Here is a 16,284-nt window from a genome sequence, read left to right on the forward strand (position 1 = left end):
ATGTCCGTGGTTCGATTCCCGGCTTCGACAATTCCCATGATTCACATGAATCGTGCAGGCGCAGTTACGCGTTTTGTCGGGCGCGTGCTGTGAGGCCCGTAATTGTGCGGGTCAAGGCCCGCCGACATCAGCAGCGAGCAGGCTTCAATTGCGCTGCGCCGTCCAGTAGCCCGCGCATTGCGCGCTGCCGGAGTAGCCGCGCCAGGTGCCGCGGCCAGCGGTCCTCGAAAGCCGGCCGGAGCCCGACGCGTATTTGTCATGAACGGCCACGGAGGCGCGCACCGCGCCCGACTTCGCGACATAGCCGCGGAACTTCACCAGATTCGGATGGGTGACGATGCCGTTGGAGACATTGACCGTAAAATTGTAGGCGGCATCGCAGCCGCCGCTTTGGGTGACGAACACCAGATCCCAGGACCCGTCATAGGCCGATCGCGCTTCGGCGTTTCCCGCCAGGGCGAACACGCTAACGATCGCAATTGCGCAAAGCCAGAACCGTTTCATGACGTCTCTCCAGCATGATCTACGTAAAATTGTGCAGAATAGGAATACTCTCCATATTTGTGCATCCAGACTGGTTGAGGTTCAGTCCTTTGAGGTTCAGTCCTTTCAGGTTCAGTCCCTGGGCAACCCGTCGCGGAGTCGCTTCAGTCGACGGTCCGCTTCCAGTAACCGGTGCCGAGCTTGCCGGTGATCACGGCGGTGGCATCGTGGATCTCGTAGGAGCCGCCGTCGCTGTAATTCCGCAATCCTCGCAGCGCGTGCAGCGTCCAGCGGCCGTTGGCGAAGGTGACCGTGCCTTCATGCGCTCGCGCGGAGCGCGAGGGCTCGGCGTGGAATCTGTAGCTGCCGTCGGCCATGATCTGCCAGATCCAGCGCGACTGGCCGCGGCCGCCCGGCACCATGATCTCCCAGGTGCCGACCAGCGCGGGATCGATGACGCCGGCCGTTGTCGCCGGCACGGAGGCGAGCGGAGCCGCAGCCGCTGGAACTGCGTTCGCCTGTTTGCCGCCGGCATCGGCCGCAGGCGGCCCCGCCAGATAGATCGCCTTGCGCGACAGCGAGCCGTAGACGAAGGGCTGCTGCGCGTTGCGCGTCGCTTCCATCACGTCGTCGCGGACGTTGCGGAACATGAAGGTCACCTCGACGCCCGGCGTCTCGATATTGCGCAGCAGCGCCGCGGCGAACGGGCTGTTGCGTTCGTCGCCGTCAAGCGCCGTGGTGCCGTCGCGCGCGGCATAGGCGACCAGCACGTTGCCGACCGGCTCGATGCGGCCGAGCCCGCTGCCGGCAGTGGCGCGCGTCGCGAGCGAGCGGCTCATCTTCGCCGCGAACGGATTGTTGCGGCAGGCATCGAGGATGACGAGGCCGAGACTCGTGGTGTTGGAGACCTGCAGCATCGCGCTCTGCAGGCCGATCGCCTCGTTCGCGGCGTCGGTGTCGCGCTTCAGCTCGGCATCGACCGGGATCAGCCAGTTGTCGCCGTTGATCTCCATGCCGTGGCCGGCGAAGTACACCGCCGCCATGTCGGCGCCGGCGGCGGCGCGCCCGAACGCGATCAGGCCGCGCCGCATCTCGTCGAAGTTTGCGTTGGTGATCAAGGTGACGGCGAAGCCGAGGCGCTTCAGCGCCGCGGCAATATCGCTGGCATCGCTCGGCGGATTGGACAGCGCCGGCACGCTTCTATAGCCGCCGTTGCCGATCACCAGCGCCACCCGCCTGCCGTCGGCGGCGGCCGGCGCCGCCGCCACGCCCGCGAGCGCCGCGGCGATTGCTATTCCCCCAACAAAATCGCGCCGGTTCATGCCGAATCCGATCGAGTGGACGAACCATGCTACCGCAGGCGCAACCGTCCAGCCATGGAAATGGCTGAAGGCGCGACCAGACATGCGCCGCTGCGCCACGGCCGCGCGTCTCCGAGCCTTGTCGCCCCTGCCGGCGTCATCTAAGCCTGAGGTTGCGGGCAGCGAACTGCATAACAAACACCCGCGGTCCCCGGGGAGGAAACAATGAGAAAAATCGTCATTGCCGCGGCTGCCGCCGCCGCAAGTCTCGTCTTCAACATCGCCCACGCCGCGCCGCCGCTGCCCGAGGTAAAGCCCGAGCAGGAGGGGTTCTCGCAACAGGGGCTGGCGCGGTTCGATGATTTCTTCGCGCGCGAGATCGCGGCCAAGCGGGTGCCCGGCGCCGTGGTGGCGATCGCGCGCGACGGCAAGCTGGTGCACTACAAGGCCTATGGCCAGCTCGATCCGGCCAAGGGCACGCCGATGCCGATCGACGCGGTGTTCGCGCTGGCGTCGATGACCAAGCCGATGGCGGCGGTCGCGGGGCTGACGCTGATGGAGCAGGGCCGGTTGCCGCTGCAGGCCAAGCTCGCCGACTATTATCCGGCCTTCGCCGACATGAAGGTCGGCGTGCCGCAGGGCGACGGCTCGCTGAAGATGGAGCCGCAGGCGCAGCCGATCTTCATCCACGATCTCTATCGCCACACCTCCGGCCTGATGTATGGCGGCCGGCCCGACAGCTCGAGCGCGCTGGCGCGGCTCTATCCCGACGGCACCGCGCCGGCGGTCGAGGGCGACACGGCGGCCTTCATCGACCGCATCACCAAGCTGCCGCTGGTGCACCAGCCCGGCACCGCGTTCGAATACGGCTTTTCGATCGACGTGCTCGGCGCGGTGGTCGAGAAGGTTTCAGAGCAGCGGCTCGGGGAATATCTCGCAGCCAATGTGTGGGGGCCACTCGGCATGAAGGACGCGACCTTCCATCCGACCGACGCGCAGCGCCCGCGGCTCGCGCGGCCGTTCCCGAACGATCCACTCACCGGCAAGCCGCAATCCATCAAGCTGTTGGACACCCCAACCAAATTCGACTGCGGCGGCGCCTGCTCGTTTGCCACCGTCGGCGACTATGTCCGCTTCGGCCAGATGCTGCTCAACGGCGGCGAGCTCGACGGCAAGCGCATCCTCGGCCCCAAGACCGTACACCACATGACCTCGAACCATCTCGGACCCGAGATCAAGAACACCGTTGCCAATGTCGAGCCGCATCGCGGCGGTTTCGGCTTCGGGCTGGCGGTCGCGGTGCGCACCAGCGAGGGCCTGTCCTCGGTGCCGGGCAATCCCGGCGAGTTCACCTGGAACGGCGCCTACGGCACGCAGTTCTTCTGCGATCCGAAGGAGCGCCTCGTCGTGGTGGTCGGCACCGCCGCGCCGGGCGAGCTGCGCAAATATTATCGCGAGAACGTGCAGGACATCGTCTACGGCGCGATGGTGAAGTAGGCGGCATCACTCGCGCGCGCGCACAGCAAAAAGCCCATCGCTCGGGGAGCGATGGGCCTCGGCTTTGCCTGCATTACCAGCGCCGATAGACGCCGGTCAGCGTGCCGTTGTTGTTCCCTGACGGCCCCACATCGCCCTGCGTCGAGCTCGGGGTCGGATGGCGGGCGCCGTTATACGCGCCGTAATAGCCGGGCGCCGGCTGATACATCACATCCGGCTGGGCGGTATAATAGCGCGGTCCGCTATAGGCATACTCTTGGTCCCAGGAACTCCCATAGTAGCCCTGCGCATACGCACCGGCCGTCGTCGCCATAACAGACGCTGCGACGAGCGAGAGGAACTTGATCTTCTGGTTCATCGATATGCTCCTTGCTGGTGTCACGACCAACGACCGCAATGGAGCAGCGTTCCTGATTTTGCGATCAGCGCGGCGATGTGAAAACGCGCTCACGCGCGATCATGTTTTGGTGAGGAGGGGTTGCGTCAGATGGAACGTGGTTCGCCGGCGTGCCGCGTCCCGCGCCGACCCGCTATGCTTTGTCGGCTATAACGAACGGTGGTAGGGCCAGCCCTGCGGAGGGATCCGGAAAAGAAGGCCCGCCGGACGCGGCGGGCAGGTCAGGGAGAAAGCGCTCTGAAAAGGAGCACCGCCGTAATCTCGGCGATTCGGTGCCGGCTGCGAAGATCGTATAACTACTGTCATCAAGGCTGGCATTATGCCAATGCTGCCGGGCGGCGCGGGTCGCGCGGCGCAGTCAACAGGGGAATTCGAGCATGTCCGGAGTGGTTGCGCGCGTGGTCGCAGGGATCGGGGCCGTCGCGGTGGCGTGGCGGCGGGCGCAGGGTGCCGAGCCAAAGCCCGCCTGGGGCGCGACGCCGGAGATTCCGGCGGCCAAATCGCAGGGCGCGATCCCGACCTTGAAGATGCCGACGGCGCGAGGCTGGGCCAAGGGCGAGCTGCCGACCGCAGCGCCAGGGCTCAAGGTCAACGCGTTCGCCTCCGAGCTCGACCATCCGCGCTGGATCGAGGTGCTGCCCAATGGCGACGTGCTGATCGCGGAGGCGACGCAGATCGCCGGGCCGCCACGCTCGGTGTTTCATATCGCGATGCAGGCGACGATGCGGCGCGCCGCGGCGCTTGGCGTCAGCGCCAACCGCATCACGCTGCTGCGCGACCGTGACGGCGACGGCGTCGCCGAAATCCGCGGCGCCTTCATGGAGAACCTGAGCCAGCCGTTCGGCATGGCGCTGATCGGCGACACCTTTTATGTCGGCAACACCGACGGCGTGGTGGCGTTTCCCTACACCGCGGGCGCCGACCGCATCACCGCCGCGGGGCGCAAGCTCGTGACCTTCAAGCCCGATGGGCACTGGACGCGCAGCCTGCTGCCGAGCGCCGACGGGAAGAAGCTCTATGCCGGCGTCGGCTCGCTCACCAACATCGCCGAGAACGGTTTTGCGGTCGAGGAGGGGCGCGCCGCGATCTACGAGCTCGATCTCGCCGCCGGCACCAGCCGGATCTTCGCCGGCGGCCTGCGCAACCCGGTCGGGCTCGCCTTCGAGCCGACCACCAACGTGCTGTGGACCGTCGTCAACGAGCGCGACGGCATCGGCGACGAAACGCCGCCGGACTATCTGACCTCGGTGCGCGACGGCGGCTTCTACGGCTGGCCCTATTGCTATTGGGGCCAGACCGTCGACGACCGGGTGCCGCAGGATCCGGCGATGGTCGCCAAGGCGATCCAGCCGGATTATGCGCTCGGCGGCCACACCGCCTCGCTCGGCTTGTGCTGGATGCCGGCGGGCACGCTGCCGGGCTTTCCCGACGGCATGGCGATCGGCCAGCACGGCTCGTGGAATCGCTCGACGCTGTCGGGCTACAAGGTGGTGTTCGTGCCGTTCGCAAACGGCCGCCCCTCCGGTCCTGCGCGCGACATCCTGTCGGGCTTCCTCGCACCCGACGAGAAGTTTTCCTACGGCCGCCCGGTCGGCGTCGCGCTCGGTCCCGACCGCTCGCTCTTGGTCGCCGACGACGTCGGCAACGTGATCTGGCGCGTCACCGGCGCGTAGGCGGCGCGGAACATTTACTTGGAGTGCCCAGGCGGCGCGGCTTCGCTCGATCGAAGCCGCGCCGTTCGTATTGGAACCTAACCGTTAGTCTTGACTTACCGTAAGCGTAGACTTACGATGAATGGCAGCAACGGACAACACTCGCCATGATCAGCGCAGAACGTGCCCTCGACGCGCTGGGAGACCCGACCCGCCGGATGGTGTTCAGGCGGCTGCGCGAGGGCAATCGCTCGGTGCAGGAGATCGCCGACGGCCTCAAGGTCAGCCGCCCGGCGGTCTCGCAGCATCTGCGCGTGCTCAAGGATGCCGGGCTCGCCGTGGTGCGGATCGACGGCACCCGGCGGCTCTACGCAATCGACACCCGCGGGCTGGAGAGCCTGCGCGGCTGGCTCGACGGTTTCTGGGACAAGACGCTCACCGCCTTCAAGCATGCGGCCGAACGCGAAGCCGCCAAGGAGAGGAAAACCCGATGACGATGCAAGAAAGCTCCGCGCCCTACGATCCCTACAGCGTCCGCAAGGTGATGAACGTCGAGGCGCCGCCGCAGGTGGCCTGGCGCGTCTTCACCGAGCAGATGGGCAGCTGGTGGCCGCTGGCGCATTACAAGATCGGCAAGACAAGCGCGGTCGATGCGATCATGGAGCCGCGGGTCGGCGGCCGCTGGTACGAGCGCGGCGACGACGGCAGCACCTGCCAATGGGGCAGCGTGCTCGCCTGGGAGCCGCCGTCGCGCCTCGTGCTGTCGTGGGACATCACCGCGGACTGGCAGTACGATCCGGACCTGAAGACCGAGATCGAGGTCCGTTTCATCGCCGACGGCAATGACGCCACCCGGGTCGAGCTCGAGCACCGCAAGCTCGACCGTTACGGCACCCGCGCCGCCGAGATGCGCCGCATCTTCGACACCGAAGGCGATTGGGGCCGGCTGCTCGCGATGTTTGCGGCGCGCGTGGTGCAGGGGCCACCGCGATGAGCGCACGCATCTGACGCGGACGCGCGGCGTCGATCCCGATACGGACCTCAGCGCCGCCTGCCGATCGATTGCATGAAGCTGCGGTCGGCGTCCGGCAGCGCTTTGGTCCAGGCTGGCTCGTCGCCGGGGTCAGGCCGCACATGGCCGAATTCAATCATCTGCCGCGGCTGATGATCGATCGCCTCAGCATCCGCATCGACGCCGTGCCGTCAAGCCGCGACGGCAAGGGAGCGAGAGCGCGATGAGGTTAAGTCGAAAGGCGACGGCGCAAGGCTCCCTCTCCCCGTTCTTGCGACGTTCTTGCGGGGAGAGGGTTGGGGTGAGGGGTCTCTATCAGTGCATACAGCCGGCTGAGGACTTCGCGGAGGCTCCCCCTCACCCGGATCGCATTGCATGCGATCCGGCCTCTCCCCGCAGGCGGGGAGAGGCGAAGCGGAGTACGCCGCGCGTTTCGTCACACCGACCTGATCTCGCCGCCGTCCATCCGCAGCACGGTGCCGGTCATCCAGCGCGCGGCTGGCGAGATCGCGAAGGCGGTGAGATCGGCGATCTCCTCCGGCGTGCCGAACCGCTTGATGCCGGCCTGTTTCAAAAAGCCCGCCTTGGCGGCCTCGAGCGTGATGCCCTTTGCGGCGGCCGCCTTCTCCAGCATCGCGAGCCGGCGGCTGGTGATGACCGCGCCCGGCGACACGCAGTTGACCTGCACGCCGTCGTCGATGCCGCGCTCGGCGAAGGCTTTTGCCAGTGCCTCGATCGCCGCGTTGATCGCACCCACCGCCGCCGCGCCGGCGCGCGGCAGCACGGCGGCGTTGCCCGAGGTGAAGATCACCGCGCCCTGTGACGCCTTCAGCGCCTCCCAGGCGCGGATCGTCAGCCGCCGCGCGCCATGCATCTTGAGCGCAAGGCCGGCGTCCCATTGCTCGTCCGTCATTTCGAACAGATCGAGCCCGGGCACCGCGCCGGCGACGTTGACCAGCGCGTCGATGCGGCCGAAGCGATCCAGCGTCGCCTTGACCACGGTCTCCGCGGCCTTGGGCGAGGCGAGGTCGAGCTCGAGCACCAGCGGCGTCGCGCCGCCGGCCTCGCACTGCTGGCCGACCTCGCGCAGCTTGCCGCCGCCGCGGGCGACCAGCACGATGGCGGTAAAATCGCGCGCGAGCCGCAGCGCAGTGGCGCGTCCGATGCCGGAACTCGCGCCGGTCACGATGGCGACGGATCTTGTCATGGCCATTTCCTCACCTGGCGCGCGTCAGCGGTTGAAAAATTCGCGGATGCTTTGCGCGATCTCGGCGGCGTGAGTCTCCAGCGCGAAATGTCCGGTGTCGAAGAAGCGCACCACGGCCTTCGGATTGTCACGCTTGAACGCCTCGGCGCCGGGCGGCAGGAAGAACGGATCATTCTTGCCCCACACCGCGAGGAACGGCGGCTGGTGGGTGCGGAAGTAGTTCTGGAACGCCGGATAGAGCGCGACATTGCTCTTGTAGTCGCCGAACAGATCGAGCTGCACGTCATGCGCGCCGGGGCGCGCCATGTAGTAATTGTCAAGGTTTTGCCCATCCGGCGACACGCGCTGCGGATCGGTGGTGCCGTGGGTGTACTGCCAGTGCGTGGTCTCCGGCGTGAGAAAGGCGCGCAGCGCGTCGCGGTTCTTCTGCGACGGATCCTGCCAGTAGGCGCGGATCGGCGTCCAGCCGTCGCTGAGGCCTTCCGCATAGGCATTGCCGTTCTGCGAGATGATCGCGGTGATGCGCTCCGGATGCTTGACCGCCAGGCGAAGGCCGGTCGGCGCGCCATAGTCGAACACATAGACCGCAAAACGGTCGAAGCCGATCACCTCGGTGAAGCGGTCGATCACGCCGGCAACGGCGTCGAACGTGTAGCTGAACTTGTCGCGCGGCGGCATGTCGGACTGGCCGAAGCCGGGCAGGTCCGGCGCCACGATGTGGAATTTGTCCGATAGCTGTGGGATCAGGTCGCGGAACATGTGGCCCGCGCTCGGGAAGCCGTGCAGCAGCAGCAGCTTTGGCGCGCCCGGTGCGCCGGCCTCGCGAAAAAACACCTTGAAGCCGTCGACATCGGCCGTGCGGTATTTGACTTGGGACATCTGTCACTCCTTGTGGTCACAACGTGGTGGGGTGTGGAAGGTCAGGATTCGCGCCGTGCCGCAGCGGCGTTAAACATCTCGGGCTTGAGGTAGAGCAGCAGCGCACAGCACACGACGGCAAAGCCGAGCAGCGGCATGAACGGCGCGACCGCTGCGCCGGCGGCGAAGATCAGCACCGCGACCAGCGTCCGCCGTTGCGCCAGCGTGCGCGCCCGCGCCGAGATCACGGTCTGGTCCGCCTGCGCCAGCACCGCGCGCTCGAAGCCGAGATAGGCGAGGTCGATCAGCAGGAACAGCGACGCATAGGCCACCACCGGCGCGGAGGCCATGTGCGACTGCGCGACCCACGCGGTGGCGAACGGCAGCAGCGAGACCGCGAACAGGTGCAGGAAGTTCAACCAGATCAGACGCGGCGTCGGATGCCGCACCAGATGCAGCAGATGGTGGTGATTGACCCAGATCACGGCGATGAAGACATAGCTCGCCGCGTAGCTGATCGCGGTCGGCCATAGCGGCAGCAGGTCGGCGAGCGCCGGACCTTCCGGCGCCTTCAGCTCCAGCACCATGACGGTTATGATCACGGCGATCACGGCGTCGGAAAATGCACCAAGCCGATCGGACGATACCTGTCTCTCCTGCATGGCAGCTCTCCTGTCCTGATTTGCAAGAAATGCCTCAGGCTGGAGTAACGCGGCGGATCGCTTCCCGGATGATGTCGGCGACCTTTGCCGGTGCGGTCACGATCGGGGTGTGATCGACGGCGTGCGTCCACACCACGGCGTTCATCCGCGCCGCCATGCTGCGCTGCGCGGCAGGCGGGATCATCCGGTCCTCCTCGGCGACCAGAAACCAGGCGGGAACGTCCTTCCATAGCGGGCGGCCGACCGGCACCATGATGCAGGCCGGCGAGATCGGCCGCTGCACCGCTGCGAGCACGGCGAGGTCCTCGGCCCTTGCGCATTGCGCGAAGGCCGATGCGAAGGCGGACTCCGGCAGCCAGATCAGCCCGTTGGCATCGGGCGCGAGCGTTGGTGCGAACGGATGCGGCGGTGCGCGATAGAACACGTCGGCGACCGTCTCGCCCTCGTCGGGCGCCAGCGCCGCGACATAGACCAGCGCCTTGACCCGCGGCGAGCGCACTTCCGCTATCACCGCGCCGGCATAGGCGTGCCCGGCCAGCACGATCGGCCCCTCGACGCGATCCAGCGTCCGGTTCAGCGCGGCGACGTCGTCCTTCAGCGAGGTCAGCGGCAGCGGTGCCGCCACCGCAGTGATGCCCTCAGCGTCGAGCGCGGTGATCACTTTCGCCCAGCTCGACCCGTCGGCCCATGCACCATGGGCAAGCACCACGCCGAGATCCTTGATCGACATCGCTCGCTCCATCGTCACGTTCCTTGGGCGCGCGCGTAACTTCTCAAAAGCCGCTTGACAGGTTACGAGGCTTATGGCTCACTCCTCGTAACTTGTCAACGGCCTTCGAGCAGGTTATTGCGGCTTGGCCTTGAAAGACGCCGCGAGGAGGACTTCACCCGTGCAATCCCATCCGCCAGCGATGTTCATCGCGGACTCGCTGGGCCTCGATTTCATCAATTCGATCGCGACCCCGCTCGATGCGCCGGTCGATACGATCGCCGATGGCGACGGCCTGGTGCGCTGGCTCGCGCAGGCGAAGCTGGTGCCGCCGGATGTGCTCGGCGAACTGAAGGCGCGCGCCGCCCCGGGCGAGCTCGACAAGGTCGCCGAGCAGGCCCGCGCGTTGCGCGAATGGTTTCGCGGCTTCGTGCGCAAGCATATGGGCCGGCCGCTGACGCCGCAGGCGCTCGCGGAGCTCGAGCCGCTGCACCGGGTGCTGGCGCGCGACGAAACGTTCAGCCAGGTCGTGGCGATCAGCCATCGCGGCCACGACGGTTTTGCGCTGGAGCAGAGGCGGCGCTGGGGCTCGGCCGAGTCACTGCTGCTGCCGATCGGCGAGGCGATGGCCAAGGTGGTCTGCGAGGAGAGCTTTGCCGACATCCGGGCGTGCGAGGGACACGCCTGCACGCTGGTTTTTGCCGATCACACAAGGGCCCGTGCGCGCCGCTGGTGCAGCATGGCGATCTGCGGCAACCGCGCCAAGCAGGCCGCGCACCGCAGCCGGATCAAGCAAAGGGGCTGAGACCACCCCAGCATGATCCCTCGCGACAAACGCGGAACGCGTTTGCGCGGAGATCATGCTCGAGAAGAGCAAGGAGACCAACAAATGGCCAAGCTTCCCTTGATCATGTTCGACGTCAACGAGACCCTGCTTGATCTCGAAACCATGGAGCCGGTGTTTGCGCGCATCTTTGGCGACAGCAATGCGATGCGGCTGTGGTTCGCGAATTTCATCATGTACTCGGCGGCGCTCACGGTGGCCGGCTGCTACGTGCCGTTCACCGACATCGGCGCCGCCGTGATGAAGATGCTGGCCGATACGCGTGGCATCAGGATCGACGAGGCCGACAAGAAGGAACTGACGGACAAGTTCTCCACCATGCCGCCGCACGCGGAAGTGCCGGCGGCGCTGCGCAAGCTGCGCGCGGCCGGCTTCCGCCTGTTCACGCTGACCGACAATCTGCTCGAGGTGCAGACCCGCCAGCTGACCCATGGCGGCATCGTCGATCTGTTCGAACGGCGGTTTTCCGCCGACGGCGTCAAGCACCACAAGCCGTCGCGCCAGGCCTATGGCTATGTCGAAAAGGAACTCGGCGCAAAGCCCGCGGAATTCTGCCTGATCGCCTGCCACACCTGGGACACGCTGGGCGCGGTCGCGGCCGGCTGGGAGGCCGCGCTGATCAAGCGCCCCGGCAACGATTTGCTCGGCGTCGGGCCGCAGCCGCAGGTCGTCGGCCGTGATCTCGACGACGTCGCCGACCAGCTGATCCGCCGCTACGGCGCGAAAGCCTAGCGGTTCCCGCACCATAGGCCGGGGCGACCGAGGGAACCCGGATCCCTCCAGGCCCGATGTCTCTGAAGCGCATAAAACCGGAATGAAATCCGATCCGGTTTTCAACCATGTCCCTTGAGTGTTCCTCAACCTCCGCCGCCGATGCTCGGCGGCGTCGAACGGAGCCACGAGGAGCCAGAAGCATGCCGGCCAAAGCACGAGCGACCGCAGCCAAGCCCCAGCCGCCGGAGCGCGAAGACATCTTGAACGCGCAGGCGATCAGCACGCTGAGCGCGGGCGCCGTCAGCGCCATGAGCGCGGTCGGCGCCGCCGTCATCAAGCGCAGCAAGGCCGCGCTCGGCAAAAACCCGGACTGGTTCTGGCACATGTTCGCCAAATGCGAGGCCAAGGCCGCCCGCATCGCCGAACAGGCCGCGCGCGATCCCAATGCCTGGGGCGATGCGACCTTCATCGAGACCTATGCCAGCCAATTGCCAAAACTGCTGACTGCGGCGCTGGAAGCGCACGAGAAGGCGCTCAAGGCGAAGTAGGGGCGGCGGGATGAGATGCAAAGCTCGGGCGAAACGCGCCGAGAATGCACGGATATGATTCGTAAGCCGTGCATCAAATTCAGTGTCGTCCTGGCGAAAGCCAAAGACCCATTACCCCAAATATCAATTGTTGCACGACGCTGGGGCCGCGGTCCCGTTCACAACCAAATGCGGTGGTTATGGGTCCTGGCTTTCGCCAGGACGACACGGTGTTCGTTGCGCGATCCCAACCCCGTCATCCTGAGGTGCGAGCCTTGCAGCGCAGTTGCGCTGCTGGGCGAGCCTCGAAGGATGAATCGGCCCCCCTGGTGGCCGTCGATCCTTCGAGGCTCGCCGAAGAGGCTCGCACCTCAGGATGACGGGACCAACAGCGGTGCAACAAATTCGATGTTGTCCCGGCCTTCGCCGGGACGACGATTGCGGATGTAGCCCTGTACAACACATTCACCGTCGTCCCTGCGAAAGCAGGGACCAATGACCACGAATGCAAATTGCCTCACGCCACCTTCCGCCGTCCCGCGCGCTTCGCGGCGGCGCCGTTCGCCTTCGGCGCGCGCAGGGCGTCGGCGGCGAGTGCGACCACTTCGGAGATCTGCTGCAATTGCGCGGCGAGCGGGCTGGTCTTGCGCCAGACCATGCCGATGGTTCGCGACGGCTGCGGATTCTTGAAGCGCGCCACCGTGACCGGGGCCGAGCGGGTTTCCACGCCGACCGCCATCTCCGGGATCAGGGTGACGCCGATGCCGGCGCCGACCATCTGCACCAGGGTCGACAGCGAGCTCGCATCGAGCAGCTCGCGCGGCGGCGAGGACTGCATGTTGCAGAACGACAGCGCCTGGTCGCGGAAGCAGTGGCCCTCCTCGAGCAGCAGCAGGCGCATCTCGCGCAGCATCTCGGCGCTCGGCACCGGCGTCTTGGCATCCTCGCCGGGCCGCACCAGCAAAAAATTCTCCGAAAACAGCGCGACCTCGCTCAGCGACGGTTCCGAGACCGGCAGCGCCACGATCGCGGTATCGAGCCGGCCCTCGACCACCTCCTTGATCAGTTTCGGCGTCAGCGTCTCGCGGACATGGATGTCGAGCTCGGGATGCAGCCGCGCCAGCGTCTCGATCACCTTGGGCAAGAGATACGGCGCGATGGTCGGGATCATGCCGACGCGCAGGCGGCCGGCCAGCCGGTCGCGCGAGGCGCGCGCGAAGTCGCCGAGCTCGTCGACCGAGCGCAGAATGTCGCGGACCCGATGCAAAAGTTCCTCGCCGAACGCCGTCAGCGTCACCTGCCGTGCATTGCGCTCGATCAGCACGCCGCCGACGGCCTGTTCCATCTCGCGGATCTGCATCGACAGCGCCGGCTGCGACACCGCGCAGGCGTCCGCGGCGCGTCCGAAATGGCCGTGGCGGGCCAGCGCATCGAAATACCTGAGTTGCCGGAGTGTGACATTTATCATCAGATTATCTTATCGGCGCGATCATTAAAGTCAATTTCACCTGATGGATTGGGCCGCGTAGAATCATTCTTGGAAGAGCTCCAGCCCATTCCAAAATCCATCACCTCGGAGAAGAAACATGGACGCAAAAACCGACGACGGTGCGGGCAAGTGCCCGTTCAATGCAAGCCCCCGCGGACGCACCAACCGCGACTGGTGGCCGGAGTCGCTCGACGTCCAGGTCCTGCATCGGAATTCGAATCTGTCCGATCCCATGGGCAAGGACTTCGACTACGCCACGGCGTTCAAGAGCCTCGACCTCAACGCCGTGATCAAGGATCTCACCGCCCTGATGACGGAGTCGCAGGACTGGTGGCCGGCCGACTACGGTCACTACGGCGGCCTGATGATCCGCATGGCCTGGCATAGTGCCGGCACCTATCGCATCACCGACGGCCGCGGCGGCGCCGGCGCCGGTCAGCAGCGCTTCGCGCCGCTGAACAGCTGGCCGGATAACGCCAACCTCGACAAGGCGCGCCGGCTGCTGTGGCCGATCAAGCAGAAATACGGCAACAAGATCTCGTGGGCCGACCTGATGGTCCTCGCCGGCAACGTCGCGCTGGAGTCGATGGGCTTCAAGACCTTCGGCTTCGCGGGCGGCCGCGCCGACGTCTGGGAGCCGGAAGAACTATACTGGGGGCCGGAAGGCACCTGGCTCGGCGACGAGCGCTACAGCGGCGAGCGCCAGCTCTCCGAGCCGCTCGGCGCGGTGCAGATGGGCCTGATCTACGTCAATCCGGAAGGCCCGAACGGCAAGCCGGATCCGCTCGCTGCGGCGAAGGACATCCGTGAGACGTTCTTCCGCATGGCGATGAACGACGAGGAAACCGTCGCGCTGATCGCCGGCGGTCACACTTTCGGCAAGACCCACGGCGCGGGCGATCCGTCGCTGGTCGGTCCCGAACCGGAAGCCGGCGCGCTCGAGGACCAGGGCCTCGGCTGGAAGAGCAAGTACGGCACCGGCGTTGGCGCCGACTCGATCACCGGCGGCCCGGAAGTGGTCTGGACCCAGACCCCGACCAAGTGGAGCAACCACTTCTTCGACAACCTGTTCAAGTACGAATGGGAGCTGGAGAAGAGCCCGGCGGGTGCGCAGCAATGGGTGGCCAAGGGCGCCGACGCGGTGATCCCGGATCCGTTCGATCCGTCGAAGAAGCGCAAGCCGACCATGCTGACCACCGACCTCTCGCTGCGCGTCGATCCGGCCTATGAGAAGATCTCGCGCCGGTTCTACGAGAACCCGGATCAGTTCGCGGACGCCTTTGCCCGCGCCTGGTTCAAGCTCACGCATCGCGACATGGGCCCGATCCAGCGCTACCTCGGCCCGCTGGTGCCGAAGGAGGCGCTGATCTGGCAGGACCGCGTGCCGGCGCTCGATCACGAGGTGATCGGCGAGAAGGACATCGAGGCGCTCAAGGCGAAGATCCTCGCCTCCGGCCTGTCGGTGTCCGAACTGGTATCGGCGGCCTGGGCCTCGGCCTCGACCTTCCGCGGCTCCGACAAGCGCGGCGGCGCCAACGGCGCGCGCGTCCGTCTCGCTCCGCAGAAGGACTGGGAGGTCAACGATCCGGCGCAGCTCAAGAATGTGCTGGGCAAGCTCGAAGCCATCCAGAAGGAGTTCAGCACCGGCGGCAAGAAGGTCTCGCTCGCCGATCTGATCGTGCTCGGCGGCGCTGCTGCGATCGAGAAGGCGGCCAAGGACGGCGGCACCAGCGTCAAGGTTCCGTTCACGCCCGGCCGCACCGACGCCTCGCAGGAGCAGACCGACGCCGAGTCGTTCGCGCCGCTCGAGCCGCGGGCTGACGGCTTCCGCAACTACGTCAGCGGCAAGCATCAGTTCATGATGCCCGAGGAGGCGCTGGTGGATCGCGCGCAGCTGTTGCGGCTGACCGGACCGGAATTGACGGTTCTGGTCGGCGGCCTGCGTGTGCTCGGCGCCAACGCCAAGAAGTCCAAGCACGGCGTCTTCACCGGCAAGGTCGGGACGCTGACCAACGACTTCTTCCTCAACCTGCTCGACATGGGCACGGAGTGGAGCCATGTCGGCGAGGGCGTCTATGAGGGCCGCGACCGCAAGACCAAGGCGGTGAAATGGACCGGCACCCGCGCCGACCTGATCTTCGGCTCGCACTCGCAGTTGCGGGCGTTCGCCGAGATCTACGGCCAGTCGGACTCCAAGGAGAAGTTCGTCAAGGACTTCGTCGCTGCCTGGGCCAAGGTGATGAACGCCGACCGCTTCGATCTCGTCGGCCACAAGTAAGCGGCGGTTAAGGACTGCAAAACAAGAGGGCGGCGCTTCGGCGCCGCCCTCACGCATTTCAGGGATCGTATAGAGGGCAGGCTTTCGCGCGCTGCCGCCTCTCCTCAATCGTGCAGTTTCATGTCCCGGATCATCGCCTCGATCTCGGCTTTGGCCGGAGTCGGCGGGATGGTCCGCACCGCGCTGCCGGTCGTGTACGGGGCGGCGCACTGCGGCGTCTCGTGCGGCGATTGCACGATGGCGGTCAGGCTCGCCCAGCAGACGAACAGCGCCACCACCCAGTCCAGCACATTGGTCGCCGACATTGCAGCACCAGCATCAGCATTGTCATGCCGCGATGGTGCAGCCGGCGGGCGTCGTGCGCAATTCGGAAGGCGCGAAACGTAGCTTCGGCGTTGCCGAGTGATTGAAGCGGCCGTCTGTCCCCGTCATTGCGAGCCAACGGGTCGGCGCGAAGCGCCGCCCGATGACAGGCTCCGCGAAGCAATCCATCGATCCGCATATGCGGTGCTATGGATTGCTTCGTCGCAAGCGCTCCTCGCAATGACGGTGGATGGAGCGCGGCTCCAAACCCAAACTCCCGCCGCCGCTACGCCTGCTCCGTCCGCGGCCCTCTGTCTCCGTCATTGCGAGCGAAGCGAAGCAATCCATCGA

At 66.4% G+C, this 16,284-nt stretch carries 17 protein-coding genes; 8 read left to right on the plus strand and 9 right to left on the minus strand.

The genetic code is table 11. The features are described from left to right. Positions 1 to 144: 144 nt before the first annotated feature. Positions 145 to 504: a hypothetical protein gene (locus XH93_RS05335; protein WP_194472714.1), complete on the minus strand. Its 360-nt coding sequence runs from the start codon at positions 502 to 504 to the stop codon at positions 145 to 147. Positions 505 to 647: 143 nt separating this feature from the next. Beyond that, on the minus strand, positions 648 to 1,889 hold the full coding sequence (locus XH93_RS05340; protein ID WP_194472715.1) for a caspase family protein: 1,242 nt from the start codon (positions 1,887 to 1,889) through the stop codon (positions 648 to 650). 120 nt (positions 1,890 to 2,009) lie between these two features. Here XH93_RS05340 and XH93_RS05345 point away from each other — a divergent pair, with 120 nt between their 5' ends. Beyond that, positions 2,010 to 3,281: a serine hydrolase gene (locus tag XH93_RS05345; protein WP_194472716.1), complete on the plus strand. Its 1,272-nt coding sequence runs from the start codon at positions 2,010 to 2,012 to the stop codon at positions 3,279 to 3,281. Between the two features lie 73 nt (positions 3,282 to 3,354). Here XH93_RS05345 and XH93_RS05350 read toward each other — a convergent pair whose 3' ends face one another. After that, positions 3,355 to 3,639 (minus strand): hypothetical protein, encoded by a 285-nt coding sequence (locus XH93_RS05350; protein WP_139486910.1) that lies wholly within the window; start codon positions 3,637 to 3,639, stop codon positions 3,355 to 3,357. Between the two features lie 416 nt (positions 3,640 to 4,055). On the opposite strand from XH93_RS05350, the gene XH93_RS05355 reads away from it, so the two are divergent. From XH93_RS05355 to XH93_RS05365, 3 genes are all read left to right on the plus strand, one after another. Further along, positions 4,056 to 5,351, plus strand: coding sequence for a sorbosone dehydrogenase family protein (locus XH93_RS05355; protein WP_194472717.1), 1,296 nt, complete (start codon positions 4,056 to 4,058; stop codon positions 5,349 to 5,351). 146 nt (positions 5,352 to 5,497) lie between these two features. Further along, positions 5,498 to 5,824 (plus strand): helix-turn-helix transcriptional regulator, encoded by a 327-nt coding sequence (locus XH93_RS05360; protein WP_210340442.1) that lies wholly within the window; start codon positions 5,498 to 5,500, stop codon positions 5,822 to 5,824. Then, the gene (locus tag XH93_RS05365; RefSeq protein ID WP_244626680.1) at positions 5,821 to 6,324 is read left to right on the plus strand and encodes an SRPBCC family protein; all 504 of its coding nucleotides are present in this window, start codon (positions 5,821 to 5,823) and stop codon (positions 6,322 to 6,324) included. Before XH93_RS05360 ends, XH93_RS05365 begins: the two co-directional genes overlap by 4 nt. A gap of 454 nt (positions 6,325 to 6,778) precedes the next feature. Here XH93_RS05365 and XH93_RS05370 read toward each other — a convergent pair whose 3' ends face one another. Genes XH93_RS05370 through XH93_RS05385 form a run of 4 tightly spaced genes read right to left on the minus strand, consistent with a single transcriptional unit; the run spans position 6,779 to position 9,799 of the window. After that, entirely contained in the window at positions 6,779 to 7,549 is a 771-nt protein-coding gene (locus tag XH93_RS05370; protein ID WP_194472718.1) for an SDR family oxidoreductase, read from the minus strand. A 24-nt stretch (positions 7,550 to 7,573) separates the two neighbouring features. Further along, a complete protein-coding gene (locus tag XH93_RS05375) occupies positions 7,574 to 8,428 on the minus strand; it encodes an alpha/beta fold hydrolase (RefSeq protein WP_194472719.1) in 855 nt (284 codons plus the stop codon). Positions 8,429 to 8,469: 41 nt separating this feature from the next. Then, a complete protein-coding gene (locus XH93_RS05380) occupies positions 8,470 to 9,069 on the minus strand; it encodes a TMEM175 family protein (RefSeq protein WP_194472720.1) in 600 nt (199 codons plus the stop codon). Positions 9,070 to 9,103: 34 nt separating this feature from the next. Further along, the gene (locus XH93_RS05385) at positions 9,104 to 9,799 is read right to left on the minus strand and encodes an alpha/beta fold hydrolase (RefSeq protein ID WP_194472721.1); all 696 of its coding nucleotides are present in this window, start codon (positions 9,797 to 9,799) and stop codon (positions 9,104 to 9,106) included. Between the two features lie 181 nt (positions 9,800 to 9,980). Between XH93_RS05385 and XH93_RS05390 the strand changes: the two genes are divergently transcribed. The 3 genes from XH93_RS05390 (at position 9,981) to XH93_RS05400 (ending at position 11,884) form a co-directional block, all read left to right on the plus strand. Continuing rightward, the gene (locus XH93_RS05390) at positions 9,981 to 10,583 is read left to right on the plus strand and encodes an ABATE domain-containing protein (RefSeq protein WP_194475004.1); all 603 of its coding nucleotides are present in this window, start codon (positions 9,981 to 9,983) and stop codon (positions 10,581 to 10,583) included. An 84-nt stretch (positions 10,584 to 10,667) separates the two neighbouring features. Beyond that, positions 10,668 to 11,354: a haloacid dehalogenase type II gene (locus XH93_RS05395; RefSeq protein WP_194472722.1), complete on the plus strand. Its 687-nt coding sequence runs from the start codon at positions 10,668 to 10,670 to the stop codon at positions 11,352 to 11,354. A gap of 182 nt (positions 11,355 to 11,536) precedes the next feature. Next, positions 11,537 to 11,884: a hypothetical protein gene (locus tag XH93_RS05400; protein ID WP_139486917.1), complete on the plus strand. Its 348-nt coding sequence runs from the start codon at positions 11,537 to 11,539 to the stop codon at positions 11,882 to 11,884. Positions 11,885 to 12,380: 496 nt separating this feature from the next. Here XH93_RS05400 and XH93_RS05405 read toward each other — a convergent pair whose 3' ends face one another. Continuing rightward, complete coding sequence (locus XH93_RS05405; protein WP_139486918.1) at positions 12,381 to 13,331, minus strand: LysR substrate-binding domain-containing protein; 951 nt, start codon at positions 13,329 to 13,331, stop codon at positions 12,381 to 12,383. Positions 13,332 to 13,449: 118 nt separating this feature from the next. Between XH93_RS05405 and katG the strand changes: the two genes are divergently transcribed. Then, entirely contained in the window at positions 13,450 to 15,630 is a 2,181-nt protein-coding gene (gene katG / locus XH93_RS05410; RefSeq protein WP_194472723.1) for a catalase/peroxidase HPI, read from the plus strand. A gap of 104 nt (positions 15,631 to 15,734) precedes the next feature. Here the strand turns inward: katG and XH93_RS05415 are convergent, their stop codons facing one another. Next, a complete protein-coding gene (locus tag XH93_RS05415; protein WP_194472724.1) occupies positions 15,735 to 15,935 on the minus strand; it encodes a hypothetical protein in 201 nt (66 codons plus the stop codon). Positions 15,936 to 16,284 lie beyond the last annotated feature (349 nt).

It is taken from the genome of Bradyrhizobium sp. CCBAU 51753 (genome assembly GCF_015291565.1).
Lineage (GTDB): Bacteria > Pseudomonadota > Alphaproteobacteria > Rhizobiales > Xanthobacteraceae > Bradyrhizobium > Bradyrhizobium ivorense.